Genomic DNA, 17,352 nt, shown 5'->3' with positions numbered 1-17,352 from the left:
CGCCGCCGCTCGTTGGCCGGGCGCCCGCCTAAGATCTAGGGGGTGTGGGTGACGGGCGGGTGGCGCGCTGGGCGCCACCCGCCGTCGTCCCTACAGCGCTACGACCGTGAAGGTCAGGCCTGCTCGGCGTCCGCGGCCGGAGCCTCAGCCGGAGCCTCGGCGGCGGCCGGGGCCTCCTCCGCGGCGGGGGCCTCGGCGGCGGCCGGAGCCTCAGCGGCGGCGGGAGCCTCAGCGGCGGCGGGAGCCTCGTCGGCCTTCTTCTCGCCCTCGAGCAGGTCGCGCTCCCAGGCGGCCAGCGGCTCGCCGGCGGCCTTGTCGCCCTTGCCCTCGGTGGCGACGCGGGAGCGGGAGATGAGGCCCTCGGCGACCGCGTCGGCGATCACACGGGTGAGCAGCGTGACGGAGCGGATCGCGTCGTCGTTGCCCGGGATCTTGTAGTCGACCTCGTCGGGGTCGCAGTTGGTGTCGAGGATGGCGACGACCGGGATGTTGAGCTTCCGGGCCTCGCCGACCGCGATGTGCTCCTTCTTGGTGTCCACGATCCAGACGGCGCTGGGCACCTTCTGCATCTCGCGGATACCACCGAGGGTCTTCTCCAGCTTGGCCTTCTCGCGCGAGAGCACGAGAAGCTCCTTCTTGGTGAGACCCGACGCGGCGACGTCCTCGAAGTCGATCTGCTCGAGCTCCTTGAGGCGCTGCAGACGCTTGTAGACGGTCGAGAAGTTGGTGAGCATGCCGCCCAGCCAGCGCTGGTTGACGTAGGGCATGCCGACGCGGGTCGCCTGCTCGGCGATCGCCTCCTGCGCCTGCTTCTTCGTGCCGACGAACATGACCGTGCCGCCGTGGGCGACGGTCTCCTTGACGAACTCGTAGGCGCGGTCGATGTACGACAGCGACTGGAGCAGGTCGATGATGTAGATGCCGTTGCGCTCGGTGAAGATGAAGCGCTTCATCTTCGGGTTCCAGCGACGGGTCTGGTGACCGAAGTGGACGCCGCTTTCCAGCAGCTCCCGCATCGTGACGACGGCCATGGCCGTTCTCCTTGATTTGCTCGGTTGTGCCGCGGGAACCGGACGGCTCCCGCGCCTGACGCCCGCGTTGCGCCGTTGCCACGAAGGACCGAGGGGCGCTGATACAGACCACAGAAGGGCCTCGTACCGGGGCGTGCGAAGTCGACCCGGTGACCCGGATCGCCACCAGAAGTGTACGGGACCCGCGAGGCCCCGGGTGACGCCGATATCCACAACCGGCCGGTACTCCACAGATCCCGGCCATGATCGCCCGCCGCGCGGGACGCTTTCCCCATGTCCGACGAGACGACCCACGAGACGGCACGCAGGCGAACGGTCCGCCGGCCCACGGCCGCGTGGACAGCTCTGCTGCTCTGCCTGACGACGGCTCTCCTGGCCACGGCCTGGACGACGCCGCCGCGCGCCGCCCCGGCGCCGCCCGTTCCCGGAGGGTCCGTGCCGGCGGTCGGCCGCGCCTGGCCGGTGGGTCTGCGCCCTCCGGTGGTACGCGCCTGGGAGCCGCCGCCCACCCCTTACGCGCGGGGCCACCGTGGTGTCGATCTGTCCGCCCCGGCGGGCTCCGGGGTACGGGCGGTGGCGGCGGGCCGCGTCGCCTTCGCGGGACGGGTGGCGGGCCGGGGCGTCGTCACGGTCGAGCTGACCGGCACCGGCGACCCGCCTCTGCGCACGACCTACGAACCCGTCCGGACCGCGGTGCGCAAGGGCGACGAGGTGACCGCGGGCGCCCTCCTGGGCACGCTGGAACCGGCTCCCTCCCACTGCCCGACGGCCTGCCTCCACTGGGGCCTGCGCAGAGGTGACACCTACCTGGACCCTTTGTCGCTGCTGCCGCCATGGCTGCTGCGCAGGGGCCCGTCCCGCCTCCTGCCGGTGCCCCGGTAGGGCCGCCCTGCCCCCGGCAACCCCTCCGAGACCTGCTGTCAGGGACGGCGGGTCCGTGCCTCGCCCTCGACTCCGGGGAGCCGTGCACCACGCCCGGCCGTGCACCACGCCCGGCTGTCCGGCTGTCCGGCTGTCCGGCGATCATGTCCGCCGCGGCGGACGGGCCGGCGGGCGCGGACCGGCCGGGCGGCACCCCACAGGCGCCACCCCGCGAGACCCCAGGCGAGCCCTGCTCGATGAGGTCGGCCCGGCGCCGGAGGGCGCGCCGAAGGGCGGGGTTCAGCCCCGCACACCCCGCAGAGCCATCCCCACGGCCGCCTCGGTGATCGCGGAGGGATCCTCGGCGGCCCCCAGTTCGATACGCCGCACAGCCGCGTCCACGACCCCCTGCAACAGCATCGCGGCCAGCCGGGGCTCCCGCTGCCCGAGCGCCGCGAGCGCCTCCACGATCATCGCGACGAGCCCGCCGTGCGCGGCGCGGATCTTCTCCCGTGCCCCGGCGTCCAGCTCGCTCGCCGAGATGGCCACCACCGCGCGGTGCCGCCGGTCCCCGACCAGCTCCAACTGCTTGCGGACGTACGCCTCGACCTTGCCCTCGGGCCGCTCGACCGCGGCCATCGCCGCCTCGACCTCCGCCGCCCAGACGGGGAGGTCGGCCTCGCACAGTTCCTCGACCACGGCGGCGCGCGACCGGAAGTACTCGTACACGGAGGACCGCGCCAGCCCCGTGCGCTCGGCGAGCGCCGGGAACGTCAGCGCCTCCGTCCCGCCCTCGGACAGCAGGCATCGCGCCGCGTCCAGCAGGGCGGCTCGCTGCATCGACCGGTGCTCGGCCACGGAGGCCGCTCGAATCCTTGGCACGTCGACCACTCTACGGACGGACCGCCACGCACGGGAGTGCCTTCCCCGGCCCGGCCCCGACGGGACCGCCACCGACACCCTCACGGCGGCGGGACGCCGGTCACCGGCCATCAGCCCGGCGGACGCCGGCACCGCGGCGGGCCCGGCCCGGCGGGTCACCGGCCGAGCCGGGTCACCGGCCGAGCCGGGTCACCGGCCGAAGCTCGCCAGCTTCGCCCTCAGCTGCAGCACCGACTTCGTGTGGATCTGACTCACCCGGCTCTCGGTGACCCCCAGCACGTTCCCGATCTCGGCGAGGGTGAGTCCCTCGTAGTAGTACAGCGTCACGACGGTCTTCTCCCGCTCCGGCAGCGTGTTGATGGCCCGTGCCAGGAAGCGGCGCAGCTCGCGGTCCTCGGCGACCTCGACCGGGTTGTCCGCGGCGGTGTCCTCCAGCGTGTCCATCAGGCTCAGCCGGTCGCCGCCCTCGCCCCCGGCGTGCAGCAGCTCCTCCAACGCCACCACGTTGGCCAGCGACAACTGGCTGAACACCGCGTGCAGTTCGTCGACCGCGATCCCCATCTCGGCGGCGACCTCCCCCTCGCTCGGGGTGCGTCTGAGCCGGGACTCCAGGGTGGCGTAGGCCCGCTCGACGTTGCGCGCCTTCTGCCGCACCGACCGGGGGATCCAGTCCAGCGCGCGCAGCTCGTCGATCATGGCGCCCCGGATCCGGGTGATCGCGTACGTCTCGAACTTGATCTCGCGGTCGATGTCGAACTTCTCGATCGCATCGATGAGCCCGAAGACCCCGGAGGAGACGAAGTCGGCCTGCTCGACGTTGGCCGGCAGCCCGACGCTCACCCGTCCCGCGACGTACTTCACCAGCGGCGAGTAGTGCAGGATCAGCTGCTCGCGCAGCCGCTCGTCGCCGCTCGTCTTGTACGTCCGCCACAGCTCGTCGAGTGTCGAGGGGGCGGGGCGCACGCTGCCGCGAGCGGCGGCGGGTACCGCCGCCCGGTCAGACCCGGAGGTGTGCTGGGGCATTCGTCGCCTTGTGCCGTTCTGCCGTGAACTGGGGATGTCTGGGTGAGCTGTCGGTCCGATGTCGAGTTGCCTGTCCTGAGTCGGAATCCTCGTGAGCGTAGCGTGACTGGAGAGTCGCAGTGCGCAAAGGTCGGCTGATCACCGGTGCGCAGATACGTTTTGCTGGTCGACGCGCCGGGCCCGGGTGATCGCACTGAGTGACCGGAGCGGCGCGCCAACTGCCGGGAACCACAAGGGTGTCGGCGTTCCCCCGGACGGCCGAACCCCCTCGGTCAACCCCGCCTCCGATCCGGTGAGACGGAGATCATCGCCTGGCGTGTCAACTTCCAGCCGTCGCCGTGTCGTTCGACGTATCCGAGTGCGCGGAGTTCGTACAGCCTCCCGACCGCGTCGTCCACGGTCGTGCCCGCGTCCCGGGCGATCTCCTCCGCGGCCGCGGGTCCCCGCCCCGGCAGCCCGGCGAGCACCTGCCGCGCTCCGGGTTCCAGCAGGTCGCGGGGGAGCACGGGTCCCCGCCGGTCGGGCGCCAGCTCTCCCATGTCACCGACGAGCTCGACGACTTCGGCGGCGTCGGACACGAGCACCGCATCACCCCTCAGCAGTTCGTGCACTCCTGTCGACAGGGCCGAGGTCGCCGGGCCCGGCACCCCCATCGCGAACCGGCCCAGCCGCTGCGCCGCCCGTGCCGTGACCAGGGCGCCGCTGCGGTAGGCGGCCTCCACCACCACGGTCCCCCTGGTGAGGGCGGCGATGACGCGGTTGCGCAGGATGAACCGGCTCGGCGTCGGATGCTCGCCCGGCGGCAACTCCCCCACCACCAGTCCCTGTTCGGCGATCCGGCTGATCAACTGCACATGCCCCCTGGGGTAGGGCCGGTCCACTCCGCAGGCCAGCACGGCGACCGTCGCCCCGCCGGCCCCGAGCGCCCCCCGGTGCGCGGCCCCGTCCACGCCGTACGCGCCGCCGGACACCACCACCCACCCCCGCTCGGCCAGCCCCGCCCCCAGCGTGGCCGCCATGTGGGCCCCGTACTCCGTGCACGCCCGCGCCCCGACCACGGCCACGGAGCGCAGCGCCCACATCCGCGCATTGGCCCTGCCCCGCACCCACAGCCCGACGGGCCGCGCGTCCCCGAGGTCGTCGAGCTGTCCGGGCCACTCGGTGTCCCCCGGCACCAGGAACCGGACTCCGCGCTCCCGCGCGGTGGCCAGGTCCCCCTCGGGGTCGGCGCGACCGGAACGGACGCGCAGTCCCGCCCACCGCTTCTCCGAGGCGTCCGGCAGCGGTCGCCCGCCGCCGGCGATCCTGCGCGCCACCTCACTCGCCCCGAACTCCCGCAGCCACCGCCCGCCGAGTTCGTCCCCGGGTTCGAGGACACGGGCCAGGAACGCCCGGTCGCGCCGCTCGGCGTCCGACGCGCCGGCGCTCATGGCTCCCCCGCCGGGGAGCCCCGGTGCGCGGCCCTCACGTCAGTGCCCCGATCGCCATCGGCACACCGCGGGGGACTCCGGTGCGCAGCTGCAGGGCCAGGTTGACGTCCGTCGCGTCCGGGCGGTCGTGGCCGACGAGGTCGGCGACGGTCCAGGCCACGCGGAGCACCCGGTCCAGGCCCCGGGCGGTCAGCACGCCCCGCTCCAGGCAGCGCTCGGCCTCGTCCATGGCTCCCGGGGTCGCGTGCCACCGGCTGCGCAGTTCGCGCCCCGGTACCTCGCTGTTCGTGCGCCAGGGCGTCCCGAGCAGACGGGCGGCCGCCCGCTCCCTGGCCGCGCGCACACGGTCGGCCACGGTCGCCGTGGACTCGCCCCGGGCCCCGCGCCGGGTCAGTTCGGACCGGGTGACGCGGTCGATCTCGACCCTCAGATCGACCCGGTCCAGCAGCGGGCCGGAGAGCCGTGCCTGGTAGCGGCGAACGGCCGCGGGCGGACACTCGCACAGGTCGTCCGTCCGTGAGAAGCGACCGCAGGGACAGGGATTCGCGGCGAGCACCATCAGGAACTTCGCCGGGAAGCGGACCACTCCGGCGCTGCGCGCGATCACGACGTGCCCCGCCTCCAGCGGCTGGCGCAGGGCGTCCAGGGCCTGACTGCCGAACTCGGGCGTCTCGTCGAGGAAGAGGACTCCACGGTGGGCGAGGGAGACCGCGCCCGGCCGGGCGACGCCCTGGCCACCGCCGACGAGGGCCTGCATCGTGGCCGAGTGGTGCGGGGCGCAGTAGGGCGCCACGTCCACCAGTGGCTTTCCCACCGGCAGGAGGCCGGCGATCGAGTGGACGGCCGTGACCTCCAGCGACTCCGCCCTGGCCAGCTTGGGCAGGATGGCCGGCAGGCGCTCGGCGAGCATCGTCTTGCCCGCGCCCGGCGGACCCTCCAGGAAGAGGTGGTGCCCGCCGGCCGCCGCCACCTCCACGGCGGTCCGGGCGGTGAGCTGTCCGACGACGTCGGCGAGGTCGTGACCCAGGTCCTGTTGCGCCGCTCCCGCGGTGTGCATCCCGGTCGCGGCCCCGGTGCCGGGCAGCCGAAGGCCGGCCAGGAGGGGGTCCGGGCGGCCCTCGTCGGGTTCCTCGTCCGGCACCGGTTCATCCGCCAGCACGGCGATCAGCTGCCGCAGGGTGCGCACGCCCAGAACGGAGACACCGGGCACCAGCGAGGCTTCCGGGGCGGCGCACTCCGGCACCACCACCTGCTCGTATCCGGCCTCGGCGGCGGCCAGCACGGCGGGCAGGATGCCCCGTACCGGCCTGACCCGGCCGTCGAGCCCCAGCTCTCCGATCATCACGATGTCGGAGAGCACCCGCGGGTCGATCCGCTCGGAGGCTCCGAGCACCGCGCAGGCGACAGCCAGGTCGAACCCGCTGCCCGCCTTCGGGACCGAGGCGGGACTGAGTCCCACCGTCAGCTTCTTCTGCGGCCACTCGGCGCCCGAGTTGACCACCGCGGCCCTGACCCGGTCCCTGCTCTCCGTCAGGCTCTTGTCCGGCAGGCCCACCAGGGTGAAGGCCGCCACACCCGGTTCCAGGTCTGCCTGCACCTCGACGACGACGCCTTCGACCCCCACGAGGGCCACGGAGCACGTGCGGGCGAATCCCATCACGCCACCCCCCGCACGTGTTCCACGAGGGCGGCGCCGCGGTCGGGGAGGACGACACCGACGACGTCGATGCGGACGCCGCCCGGTGGGCTCCCTCCGTGTTCCTGGAGCCAGCGTTCGGCGAGGCCCCGCAGTCGCTGCGCCTTGGTGGCCGTGACGGCCGCCATCGGGTGTTCGAAGGGGCCGGCCCTGCGGGTCTTCACCTCGCAGACGACCAGTGCGTCCCCGTCACGGGCCACGATGTCGATCTCACCGGTCCTGCCGCAGCGCCAGTTGCGCTCCAGGACCGTCATCCCGGCGTCCGCCAGCCGCCGCGCGGCCAGCTCCTCGCCGTACCTGCCGAGTGCACCTCGTGCCCTGCTCATGTCGGCACCACCTCCGGCGCCAACACTGAGGGCAGCTCAGACCATGAGTTGATCTTGGTGGACAAGCGGCCGATTGTGGATAACTCCATCACCCACACGAATGACGACCGCGGCCCACGGCCCCTCCCCGGGCCGCCGCCCCCGAGGACCCGTCAGCCGCCGACGGCTCCGGACGCCGGCGTTCAGCTGCCCGGCAGCTCCAGATCGCTCTTGTTCAGCTCCTCGATGTTCACGTCCTTGAACGTGAGCACCCGCACCTGCTTCACGAACCGAGCCGGCCGGTACATGTCCCACACCCAGGCATCCGCCATCGACACCTCGAAGAACACCTCACCCTGGACCGAGTGCACCTGCATCTCGTAGTCGTTGGTCAGGTAGAAACGCCGCTCGGTCTCGATCACGTATTTGAACAGACCGACGACATCGCGGTACTCCCGGTAGAGCTTCAGCTCCATCTCGGTCTCGTACTTCTCGAGGTCCTCGGCGCTCATGGCATGTTCCCCTTCAGCCGTGCGATCCCACCATTGTGCGCCAGTCCCGCGAGCCCCTAGACGATTTCGGTGTCGAGGACCACGGGTCTGGCCGGGGGACCCTCGTCGAGCAGTGTGCGAAGCAGTTCGGCGAGTCTGGTCGGGTACACCGTCTCATGCGCCCGGGCCAGTTCCCCGCACGTCCACCAGCGCGCTCCGGCGACACTGCGCCGTTCCAGCTCCGTGAGACCCGCGTCGAGGGGCACCACCGGGCGCGTGTCGGTGGTGCGGGCCAGGTAGTACCACTCGTCCTGGTCCCAGCGCCGTCCGGCGAAGGGGAAGGAGCACCGGCGCCGCCAGAGCACGGGACCCAGCTCCACGTCCGTGATCCCGGTCTCCTCCACGAGTTCCCGCAGGGCGGCCTCCTCGCGGGTCTCCGTGCCCTCCACGCCGCCCCCGGGCGTGAACCACCAGTCGTCGGCCGGATCGTCCGGCTCGTGCCCGTGCAGCAGCAGGATGCGATCCCGGGGGTCCAGCAGGATCACCCGGGCCACCCGGCGCAGCCCGCCCTCGTAGGTGTCCTCAGCCGACAACGGCCGGCTCCGAGCGTGCCCCGCTGCGGCGGTTGCCGAGCCGCTTGGCGACGGGCCCGTAGGCCCCGCCGCCCAGGACCAGCACCATGCCCACCACCAGCGCGGCGGTGATCAGCCGCAGCGGGCCGGGAGAGGAGAGCGCGCCGAGCTTCTCGAAGCCCGTGGGGCGGGCCAGCATGCCTTCCATGGGCCACACGACGGCATCCACGCGCGCGTCCACGTGGGCCCTCGGCACGGTGCCGTTGCCGGCCTCCGTGAGGTGGGCGGTGGAGTCCAGCGAGCCGCTGCGCTCGTCGCCGAGGAGGAACAGCCGGCCCTTGGGGACGGTGATCTCGGGGATGCCGGTCAGCTCGGCGTCCTCGCCCGGGGGCAGATAGCCCTCGTCGATCTTCTTGCCGTTGACGGTCAGCTTGCCCTCGGTGCAGCAGGCGACCGTGTCCCCGCCGACCGCGACGACCCGCTTGACCATGGGGGTGTTGCCCCAGGTCTCCTGCCGGAAGACGACCACGTCACCGCGCTTGATCTCGGTGCCGTCGACCCGCTCGGCGAGGATGCGGTCCCCGGAGGTGATGGTGGGGGACATGGAGTCGGTGGGCACGGTGTAGGGCGCGTAGAGGATCGCTCCCCACACGAAGCCGCCCATGAAGAGCACACAGCCGAGGGCCACGGCCAGTCCCGACAGCTTGCTGCCGAGCCGTCCGTGGCCCTCGTCCGTACGACGTGCCGTCCCGCTCATTCCAGTGCTCCCAGGTCGGTGAATCGACCGTCCGGGCCCCGTGCGGGCCGTGGAAGATCGGCGATCTGGGACGGCACCCTACCCGGCGGTACCCGTGCCGGTAACCCTCGGGCTTTCGGCGGCCGACAGGCGGCGGCGACGCCACAGCACCAGCGGCACCGCGCCCGCGAGGCCGAGCACGCCGGGGGCGGCGGCGCTCAGGTTCTGGTCGAAGGTGTCGGGGATCGGCAGCGTGGACCAGCGGGTCGGCGGCCAGGCGACCACGATGGCGCGGCCCACGACCTGGTTCACGGGGACCATGCCCTTGTTGCTGTCGTTCTGGTGGTAGCGGGAGTCCAGCGAGTTCTGCCGGTGATCACCCATGACCCAGATTTTGCCCTCGGGTACCTTCACCTTGAACTGGCCGCCGGTGTCGTCGACGGTGCAGGGGGTGTTGCCCGGGTACACGTACGGCTCGTTGAGCGCCTTGCCGTTGACCTTGAGCGGACCCGTGCCGTTGCACTCGACCGTGTCGCCGGCGACGCCGATGACCCGCTTGATGAGGTCCTTCTCCTCGGCTGACGGCATCAGGCCGATCCAGCCGAGGACGCGCTGCACGGCGTTGGGCTCCAGCGTGGGCTCGCCCCTCAGCCAGCCGTCCGGGTCGTGGAAGACGACGACCTCGCCGCGCTCGGGCTCGGAACCGAACCACGGGGTGAGCTTGTCGACCAGGACCCGGTCGCCCTCCTGCAGCGTGTTCTGCATCGAGTCGGACGGGATGGAGAACGCCTGCACCAGGAAGGTCTTGATCAGCAGCGCGAGCACCAGCGCGATACCGACCAGGATCGGCAGCTCCTTCCAGAAGGAACGCTGCTTCTTCTTGGGCCTGGCGTGCTGGTCGCCGTCGTCGGCCGGGGTCCCGGCGCCCTCGGCGCCGCCCGGGGAGTCATTCCCGGAGCCGGCGGAACCCTCGGGGTCCTCGGTGCCCTCCACGTTCTCCGCGGCCGGGGAAGCCGCCTCGTCGGATCGCTCCGGCCGATCTTCGGAACCACCGTGTCCGGACCGTGCGCCGACCGCCAAATCCCCCACATCCACTCCTCACTCCGTACCGCCGCCCGCGCCACAGCCGGTGCAGGCCCACCACTCCCATAACGAGCGGGAGTTCCGCAGGGGTCGGGAGAGGGATCGATCCGTTTCGATCCGCGGACGCCACCCTATGCGAAGCGCCGAGGGCCGTGGTCGACCCGCCCGGCACGGCCGAGAACGTGTCCGGCTCCTCCAACTGGCCCCAGTGGCCCACCGGCCAGGCGATGACCACGGCACGGCCCACGACGGCGTCCTGGGGGACCGTACCGCCGAACTGCGCCGTTTTCGAATCGTCGTTCTGGTGGGCGCGCGAGTCCGCGGAGTTCTCCCGGTGGTCGCCCATCACCCACAGGCGGCCCTGGGGCACGGTCACCTGGAACTGCTGCGTCGAGGGCTGGTTGCCGGGGTGGATGTACGCCGTCTCGTCCAGCGGCATGCCGTTGACGGTGACGCGCCCCTGGACGTCGCAGCACTTGACGGTGTCACCGCCGACCGCGACGACCCGCTTGATCAGGTCCTGCTCGTCGTCGGACGGAAGGAGGCCGATGAACTGCAGGCCTTCCTTGATCTGCTTGATGACCACGGGGTCCTCGCCGGCGGCCGTCGTCTGCTCGTCCTCCAGCCAGCCGCCCGGATCCTTGAAGACGACGACGTCACCGCGGGTGGGCTCGGAACCGAACCAGGGCGTGAGCTTGTCGACCAGGACGCGGTCGCCGATCTGGATCGTCTGCTCCATGGACCCCGACGGGATCACGAACGCCTGGACGAGGAAGGTCTTGAGGACCAGGGCTATGAGGACGGCGACCCCGACGAGGAGCGGGATCTCCTTGACCGCGGAACGACGCCTGCGCCGCTTGATCTTGCGGGCGAGCCTGCGCCGTTCGACCCGGCTCGGCCGGGCGGCCCCGCCGGACCGCCGCAGTCCGGTGGGCAGCAGGTTCTCGGCGGCGGTGACGGGAGCGGCACCGCGCGGCCTGCCGCGGTTACCCATGCGCACCGCCGGCGGCGGGCACCCGGGCGTAGGCGTCCGGACGGTCCAGACGCGCCCAGTGGCCGGCGGGCCAGGCGATCCAGTCGGCCCTGCCGATCACGGAGTCGAGGGGGACCATGCCGCCACCGGGCGCCCCCAGACGGTCGCGGGAGTCACTGGAGTCACTGCGGTGGTCGCCGAGGAGGAACAGTCTGCCCTCGGGGACGACCACGTCGAAGGGCACGTTCGACGGACTGTCGCCCGGGTACAGAAACGACGACTCGTCGACCCACCGGCCGTTCACCTCAAGCCTCCCCTCCTGGTCGCAGCAGACCACCCGGTCTCCCCCCACGCCGACAACGCGCTTGACGTAGTCGGCGTTCCCGAAATAGCCGGTGCCGTCGAACACGACGACGTCACCGCGCTGCGGATCAGATCCGAAACGGTACGCCAACTTATTTACGAGAACGCGGTCCCCGATCCTCAATGAGTCGGCCATGGAGCTGCTGGGAATCTGGAACGGCTGCATCACGAAGTTGCTGAACAGCGCCAGAAAAAGCAGGCAGATCAGCACGGTCAGGGTGTATCCCCCACCGGGTACCCACGCGGTGGCCCGGTCCACCCACGCGAAACGCGACCGCTCCGCACGCCCTCCTGTGCCGGAGATCTCCTCGGAGACCTCGTCGCCGGAAGGGCGAGGGGAACGGTCGCGCTCCATGTGCTGCCGTGCTGCGGTGTCCATCGGGGCCAGATCGTATCCGGCCCCGATGTGACGACCTTGTGTGACTCGTGCGCGCGATCAGTTGTCGCGCTTCTCCTTGATCTTCGCGGCCTTGCCGCGCAGCTCGCGCAGGTAGTACAGCTTCGCGCGACGGACGTCACCGCGGGTGACGAGCTCGATCTTCTCGACGATCGGGGTGTGCACCGGGAAGGTGCGCTCGACGCCGACGGAGAACGAGACCTTGCGGACCGTGAAGGTCTCACGGACACCGGCGCCCTGGCGACGGATCACCACGCCCTTGAACTGCTGCACACGGGAGCGGTTGCCCTCGATGACGCGCACGTGGACGTTGACGGTGTCACCCGGGCGGAAGGCCGGGATGTCGCTGCGCAGCGACGCGGAGTCGACGGAGTCGAGCAGGTGAGACATTTCGTCTGCTTTCTTCGCCCATGCCACAGGTCATGAGCGGGAGCTAGGTTTTCGTGAGGATGCTGTCCGTGTCGGGGCGGGCGTCGTGTCCCCCTGCGGCAGGGGCGCGCGCCGGACGACGCACAACAGCGGCCTATTGTTCCACGCCGTCGGGCCGCCGCCAAAATCGGCCGTGCGGCTCCCCCGCCGGGTCCGGGGCCCAGCCCAGGATGGAGAGCATCTCGCGGTCCTTCTTGTCGAAGGCCTTGGGGTGGCAACGCTCGATCAGGTCGGGCCGGTTGGCCGCCGTACGCTTCAGGGCCTCGTCGCGCCGCCAGCGCGCGATCTTGCCGTGGTGGCCGCTGAGCAGCACCTCGGGGATGGCGCGGCCGCGCCACTCAGGGGGCTTCGTGTAGACCGGCCCCTCCAGGAGATTGGCCATGACGCCGGGCGCGAAGGAGTCGTCCCGGTGGGACTCGGCGTTGCCGAGGACGCCGGGGAGCAGCCGTGCCACGGCCTCGGTGACGACGAGCACGGCCGCTTCGCCGCCGGCGAGGACGTAGTCGCCGATGGACACCTCGTACACGGGCATCCGGGTCGCGTACTCGTCGATCACACGCCGGTCGATGCCCTCGTAGCGCGCCGGCGTGAAGACCAGCCAGGGGCGCTCGGAGAGTTCGACGGCGAGTGCCTGGTCGAACGGGCGGCCGCTCGGGGTGGGCACGATGAGCGCGGGCTGGCGGGCCCCGGTCTCGTAGCCGTCGGCGAGGACCGCGTCCAGGGCGTCGCCCCAGGGGTCGGTCTTCATGACCATGCCGGGGCCGCCGCCGTAGGGGGTGTCGTCGACCGTGTTGTGCCGGTCGTACGTCCATTCCCGCAGGTCGTGGACGTGCACGTCGAGCTGTCCCCGCGCGCGTGCCTTGCCGACGAGTGAGACGTTCAGAGGTTCGAGGTACCCGGGGAAGATCGTGACGACGTCGAGCCGCATCAGGCCTCGTCCCCGGCCGGTCCGGCGGAGTCCGCGGCGGCCTCCTCAGCGGCGTCCCGGGCGGACGCGATCTCCGCCCGGTCGTCGATCAGTCCCGGCGGCGGGTCGATGACCGCCCGCTGTTCGGTCAGGTCGATCTCGGTGACGATGCTCTCCACGAACGGGATCATCACCTCGCTGCCGTCCGGCCGCTCGACGATGAAGAGGTCCTGGGAGGGCAGGTGCGAGATCTCCGTGATCCGGCCGACCTCGACCCCGTCCCGGGTGACCACGTCCAGGTCCATCAGCTGGTGGTCGTAGTACTCGTCCTCTTCCTCGGGCAGCTCCTCCGGGTCCACCTCCGCGATCAGCAGGGTGTTGCGGAGGGCCTCGGCGGCGTTGCGGTCGCGCACACCCTCGAAGCGCAGCAGCAGCCGGCCGCTGTGGACACGGCCGGTCTCGATGGTGAGCGGGCCCGTCGAGGCGGGGTCCGTGAGCAGGACGGCGCCGGGGCCGAGCCGGAGTTCCGGCTCGTCGGTGCGGACCTCGACGGTGACCTCGCCCTTGATGCCGTGGGCGCGGCCGATCCGTGCGACTACGAGCTGCACTGTGCTTGATCTCCTGTCATACGACTACGGGCCGGGGACGGCCCAGTGGCCCTCCCCGGCCCGAGCCGGTGCTGCGCATGTTCGTCAGCGGACGTGATCCACGTCGACCAGGTCGACACGGACACCGCGGCCGCCGATGGCACCCACGACGGTACGCAGGGCGCGGGCGGTACGGCCGTTACGGCCGATCACCTTGCCGAGGTCGTCGGGGTGGACCCGGACCTCGAGTACACGCCCGCGGCGCAGGTCGCGGGAAGCGACCTGCACGTCGTCGGGGTAGTCGACGATGCCCTTGACGAGGTGCTCGAGAGCCTCCTCGAGCATGCTCAGGCCTCGGTCGACTCGGACTCGGCCGCGGCCTCGTCCTTCTTGTCGGCCTTCTTCTTCTGGGTGATCGCCTCACCCTTGCCCTCGTCGTCGCCGCCCAGGGCCTCGAACGACGGGCGCGCGGACTTCGGCTGAGCCACGAGGAGCGGCGCCGGAGCGGGCTCGCCCTTGAACTTCTGCCAGTCGCCGGTCTTCTTGAGGATGGCGAGCACGGGCTCGGTCGGCTGCGCGCCGACACCCAGCCAGTACGCGGCGCGCTCGGCGTCCACCTCGATGACCGACGGGTTGTACGTCGGGTGGTACTTGCCGATCTCCTCGATCGCACGGCCGTCACGGCGAGTGCGGGAGTCGGCGACGACGATGCGGTAGTGAGGCGAACGGATCTTGCCCAGACGCTTCAGCTTGATCTTGACTGCCACGGGAGTGGGTTCTCCTGGTTTTGACGTGATTGGGCACGGCGAGAGAGCCGCGTGGGGTTGCGGTACCCGAGTGCCCGATGGACGCGTCAGCCGGAGGAGAGAGGGGTCCTGTGCGACTGTCGAGTACAGCTAGCCATTGTGCCACACGCCGGGGTTCGTCTCTCACCCGGCCTGCACGAACCCATGCCGAGGCGACACCCGGCGCCGGGGGCCTTCGCCCGCCGGCGTTCACCGGGTGCCGCCTGCGCCCGCCGTTTCCCCGTCGCTCCGGCGGCACTGCCCTCGGCGGGGGCGGACCCGTCGACCACGAACCGGATACGGCTGCCACGAGCAGCCGTCCGTGCCGGCTCGCCGTCTTCCCGGCTCGCCCTCGTCTCACGCCGCGCCCATGACCTCCGGGATCCGGAAGGGCTTGCCGCAGCCGCCGCAGACGATGGGGGCCTGGGCGAGGACGGACGGGACGACCCGGACGTTGCGGCCGCAGTCACACACGGCCTTGACGCGGACGCCGCCGCCGGAGGAACCGTGGCGGGCCGCCGGGCCCCGGAAGCTGCGGGCCGTGTCCGCGGAGGTCGCCGCGGTGTGTGCCTTGAGAGCGCGCTGCAGTCTCTCGATGGTCGGGCGGTAGCGACGCTTGGCCTCGGGATTGAGCGTGACCAGCGAGAAACCGCTGCTGGGGTGAGGTTCCTCCGGGTGATCGAGGCCGAGTTCCTCGGCGATCGCGAGGAATCTGCGGTTGTGGTACCGACCGGCCCGGGAGGTGTCGCGGACTCCGCGGGCGGCGGCGATGCCATGGACTGCCTCATGGAGCAGTCGCTCGAAGGAGAGTGCGTGCCCGCAGGCGGACGACGACTCCCCGATCAGGGACTCGGGAGCGGCAAGATCCGGCAGCTCGGGGTGGTGCCGTTGGATGTCGGCCCACGCCTGTGCCAGTTCTGCGGCGAGAACGGGTGGTGTCTGTGTCGTGCTCACGTAATGACAACGAGCCGGAGTGCCCGTGTGTTCCGATTCCGGGCCATCCCAAATAATTTGCACGTACCCGTCAGTTGCCACTAGTGCGTCCTGACGAGGGCGGGTGCGCTGATCTGCGGAGAAGCCTCGCAGGCCCCCACAAGGCGGTACGTAGTAACACGTACGCCCCGGCGCGTAGACAAGGTCCGCGCGCCGGGGCATCTGTGATCCTCGGATGCGCAAGGGACCTTTCGGTCGCGCTCCCGGCGGAACGGAGTGCTCTAGTAAGCGCGCGCCACGACCGCGACGTTACCGGGTGCGTCGTAGGAGTCGGGCACCGACCCGTCCTCGCCGACCAGACACCGTACGGTCACCCCGTGCTCGCCGAGCCCGGCCTCGCCCTCCTCCCCCAGCGCCGACCAGGGGATACGCGCCCAGCCGCCGGCCGCGGCGGCCTCGATCGCCTCCTCGGGCGTGGACACCTCGCTCGTCCGGGACTCACGGCGCTCGCGGGACTGCTGCAGAAGGAGCGCCTGGTCCTCTTCCAGCAGCGCGGGCAGCCGGGCCACGAGCGAGTCGAGCGCGACGGATTCCTTGCCGCCGGGGATGCGACGGGCCAGCATCGCGGTGCCGTTCTCCAGGTCACGGGGGCCGACCTCGACGCGTACGGGGACGCCCTTGAGTTCCCAGTCGACGGCCCTGCGGCCGAACGGGACGTCCGTGCGGTCGTCCACCCGCACCCGGACACCCGCGGCCTTCAGCCGGTCGCCCAGCTCGCGGACCTTGGCCAGAACCGCTTCGTCGCCCTTGATCGCGAGGACGACCACCTGGATCTGGGCCAGCCGGGGCGGGACCCTCAGCCCGTCGTCGTCGCCGTGCATCATCACCAGGGCCCCGATCATGCGGGTGGTGGAGCCCCAGGAGGTCTGCCAGACGAGTTCCTGACCGCCCTCCTTCGACAGGTACCGGGTGTTGAACGCCCTGGCGAAGTTCTGGCCCAGCTCGTGGCTGGTGGCCATCTGGAGGGCCTTGCCGTCGCCCATCATGCCTTCGAGGGTGAGGGTGTTGACGGCGCCCGCGAAGCGCTCCTTCACGGTCTTGCGGCCGGGGACGACGTCCATCGCGAGGACGTTCACCATGAAGTCCTCGTAGACCTCCCGATGGATGTGCGCGGCGAAGTCGCGCGCCTCCTCGTAGGTCGCGTGCGCCGTGTGGCCCTCCTGCCAGAGGAATTCGGAGGTACGCAGGAACAGCCGGGGGCGCAGTTCCCAGCGGACCACGTTCGCCCACTGGTTGATCAGCAGCGGCAGATCGCGGTAGCTCTGGACCCACTTCGAGAAGTACTCGTTGATGATCATCTCGGAGGTGGGGCGGACGACTGCGGGCTCCTCCAGGTCCTTGCCGCCGCCGTGCGTCACCACGGCCAGCTCGGGCGCGAAGCCCTCGACGTGCTCGGCCTCGCGCGCGAGGTACGACTGCGGGATCAGGAGCGGGAAGTACGCGTTCTGCGTGCCCGTCTCCTTGATCCGGGCGTCCATCTCCTGCTGCATCCGCTCCCACAGTCCGTACCCGTACGGTCGGATCACCATGGTGCCGCGCACCGGGCCGTTGTCGGCCAGCTCGGCCTTGGTGATCAGATCCTGGTACCAGCGGGGGAAATCGTCCGCCCGGGGGGTGAGTACGGGTGCCTTTGCCATGGCGCGATAGTACGGGGGCATATTGCGGCGATGTGAATTCTTTTCGCCGGGCGTGACAGTCCGCAAAACCGATGTCCGAGACCTCTGGACGAGGCGCCGGACGCGGAGTTACCTGGCATACGGGGGGTGTGCGAGCGCGCACTGCCACGGGGGCCAGTAAATCCGGCAACG

20 protein-coding genes are annotated in these 17,352 nt (G+C 71.3%); 1 reads left to right on the top strand and 19 read right to left on the bottom strand.

All coding sequences use genetic code 11. The features are described 5' to 3' along the window. Window positions 1-113: 113 nt before the first annotated feature. Entirely contained in the window at window positions 114-1,031 is a 918-nt protein-coding gene (gene rpsB / locus ACFU5F_RS30890) for a 30S ribosomal protein S2 (protein ID WP_383894274.1), read from the bottom strand. Between the two features lie 273 nt (window positions 1,032-1,304). On the opposite strand from rpsB, the gene ACFU5F_RS30885 reads away from it, so the two are divergent. Continuing rightward, window positions 1,305-1,913 carry a peptidoglycan DD-metalloendopeptidase family protein gene (locus ACFU5F_RS30885; protein WP_383894271.1) on the top strand — a complete coding sequence of 203 codons (609 nt, stop codon included), beginning with the start codon at window positions 1,305-1,307 and terminating at the stop codon, window positions 1,911-1,913. Window positions 1,914-2,192: 279 nt separating this feature from the next. Here ACFU5F_RS30885 and ACFU5F_RS30880 read toward each other — a convergent pair whose 3' ends face one another. From ACFU5F_RS30880 to proS, 18 genes are all read right to left on the bottom strand, one after another. After that, entirely contained in the window at window positions 2,193-2,750 is a 558-nt protein-coding gene (locus tag ACFU5F_RS30880) for a TetR/AcrR family transcriptional regulator (RefSeq protein ID WP_383894286.1), read from the bottom strand. Window positions 2,751-2,963: 213 nt separating this feature from the next. Beyond that, window positions 2,964-3,797 (bottom strand): RNA polymerase sigma factor WhiG, encoded by an 834-nt coding sequence (whiG, locus tag ACFU5F_RS30875; RefSeq protein ID WP_383894268.1) that lies wholly within the window; start codon window positions 3,795-3,797, stop codon window positions 2,964-2,966. Window positions 3,798-4,069: 272 nt separating this feature from the next. Next, the gene (gene dprA, locus ACFU5F_RS30870) at window positions 4,070-5,227 is read right to left on the bottom strand and encodes a DNA-processing protein DprA (protein ID WP_383894265.1); all 1,158 of its coding nucleotides are present in this window, start codon (window positions 5,225-5,227) and stop codon (window positions 4,070-4,072) included. Between the two features lie 34 nt (window positions 5,228-5,261). After that, window positions 5,262-6,884 carry a YifB family Mg chelatase-like AAA ATPase gene (locus ACFU5F_RS30865; RefSeq protein WP_383894263.1) on the bottom strand — a complete coding sequence of 541 codons (1,623 nt, stop codon included), beginning with the start codon at window positions 6,882-6,884 and terminating at the stop codon, window positions 5,262-5,264. Next, window positions 6,884-7,249, bottom strand: coding sequence for a YraN family protein (locus ACFU5F_RS30860; RefSeq protein ID WP_383894261.1), 366 nt, complete (start codon window positions 7,247-7,249; stop codon window positions 6,884-6,886). Before ACFU5F_RS30860 ends, ACFU5F_RS30865 begins: the two co-directional genes overlap by 1 nt. 182 nt (window positions 7,250-7,431) lie before the next feature. Beyond that, window positions 7,432-7,740 (bottom strand): DUF2469 domain-containing protein, encoded by a 309-nt coding sequence (locus ACFU5F_RS30855; protein WP_005311352.1) that lies wholly within the window; start codon window positions 7,738-7,740, stop codon window positions 7,432-7,434. Between the two features lie 56 nt (window positions 7,741-7,796). Continuing rightward, the gene (locus ACFU5F_RS30850) at window positions 7,797-8,312 is read right to left on the bottom strand and encodes an NUDIX hydrolase (RefSeq protein WP_383894259.1); all 516 of its coding nucleotides are present in this window, start codon (window positions 8,310-8,312) and stop codon (window positions 7,797-7,799) included. Then, on the bottom strand, window positions 8,302-9,048 hold the full coding sequence (gene lepB, locus ACFU5F_RS30845; RefSeq protein WP_383894256.1) for a signal peptidase I: 747 nt from the start codon (window positions 9,046-9,048) through the stop codon (window positions 8,302-8,304). Before lepB (ACFU5F_RS30845) ends, ACFU5F_RS30850 begins: the two co-directional genes overlap by 11 nt. 78 nt (window positions 9,049-9,126) lie before the next feature. After that, complete coding sequence (lepB, locus tag ACFU5F_RS30840) at window positions 9,127-10,020, bottom strand: signal peptidase I (protein WP_383894253.1); 894 nt, start codon at window positions 10,018-10,020, stop codon at window positions 9,127-9,129. Further along, complete coding sequence (lepB, locus tag ACFU5F_RS30835) at window positions 9,974-11,104, bottom strand: signal peptidase I (RefSeq protein WP_383894283.1); 1,131 nt, start codon at window positions 11,102-11,104, stop codon at window positions 9,974-9,976. The genes lepB (ACFU5F_RS30840) and lepB (ACFU5F_RS30835) overlap by 47 nt, the downstream gene beginning before the upstream one ends. After that, window positions 11,097-11,825, bottom strand: coding sequence for a signal peptidase I (gene lepB, locus ACFU5F_RS30830; RefSeq protein WP_383894249.1), 729 nt, complete (start codon window positions 11,823-11,825; stop codon window positions 11,097-11,099). The genes lepB (ACFU5F_RS30835) and lepB (ACFU5F_RS30830) overlap by 8 nt, the downstream gene beginning before the upstream one ends. 57 nt (window positions 11,826-11,882) lie before the next feature. Further along, window positions 11,883-12,233, bottom strand: coding sequence for a 50S ribosomal protein L19 (gene rplS / locus ACFU5F_RS30825; RefSeq protein ID WP_013000407.1), 351 nt, complete (start codon window positions 12,231-12,233; stop codon window positions 11,883-11,885). 133 nt (window positions 12,234-12,366) lie between these two features. Beyond that, a complete protein-coding gene (gene trmD, locus ACFU5F_RS30820; protein ID WP_383894245.1) occupies window positions 12,367-13,200 on the bottom strand; it encodes a tRNA (guanosine(37)-N1)-methyltransferase TrmD in 834 nt (277 codons plus the stop codon). Further along, window positions 13,200-13,787 (bottom strand): ribosome maturation factor RimM, encoded by a 588-nt coding sequence (gene rimM, locus ACFU5F_RS30815; RefSeq protein ID WP_383894242.1) that lies wholly within the window; start codon window positions 13,785-13,787, stop codon window positions 13,200-13,202. The genes trmD and rimM overlap by 1 nt, the downstream gene beginning before the upstream one ends. Window positions 13,788-13,871: 84 nt before the next feature. Continuing rightward, window positions 13,872-14,111, bottom strand: coding sequence for an RNA-binding protein (locus ACFU5F_RS30810; RefSeq protein ID WP_013000410.1), 240 nt, complete (start codon window positions 14,109-14,111; stop codon window positions 13,872-13,874). A gap of 2 nt (window positions 14,112-14,113) precedes the next feature. Continuing rightward, complete coding sequence (gene rpsP / locus ACFU5F_RS30805; protein WP_383894239.1) at window positions 14,114-14,533, bottom strand: 30S ribosomal protein S16; 420 nt, start codon at window positions 14,531-14,533, stop codon at window positions 14,114-14,116. Between the two features lie 375 nt (window positions 14,534-14,908). After that, window positions 14,909-15,505, bottom strand: coding sequence for a hypothetical protein (locus ACFU5F_RS30800; RefSeq protein WP_371576661.1), 597 nt, complete (start codon window positions 15,503-15,505; stop codon window positions 14,909-14,911). 260 nt (window positions 15,506-15,765) lie between these two features. After that, window positions 15,766-17,181: a proline--tRNA ligase gene (gene proS, locus ACFU5F_RS30795; protein WP_383894236.1), complete on the bottom strand. Its 1,416-nt coding sequence runs from the start codon at window positions 17,179-17,181 to the stop codon at window positions 15,766-15,768. Between the last annotated feature and the right edge of the window lie 171 nt (window positions 17,182-17,352).

The organism is Streptomyces sp. NPDC057438 (genome assembly GCF_042802995.1).
Taxonomy (GTDB): Bacteria; Actinomycetota; Actinomycetes; order Streptomycetales; family Streptomycetaceae; genus Streptomyces.
This window is presented reverse-complemented; position numbering and strand designations above follow the sequence as displayed.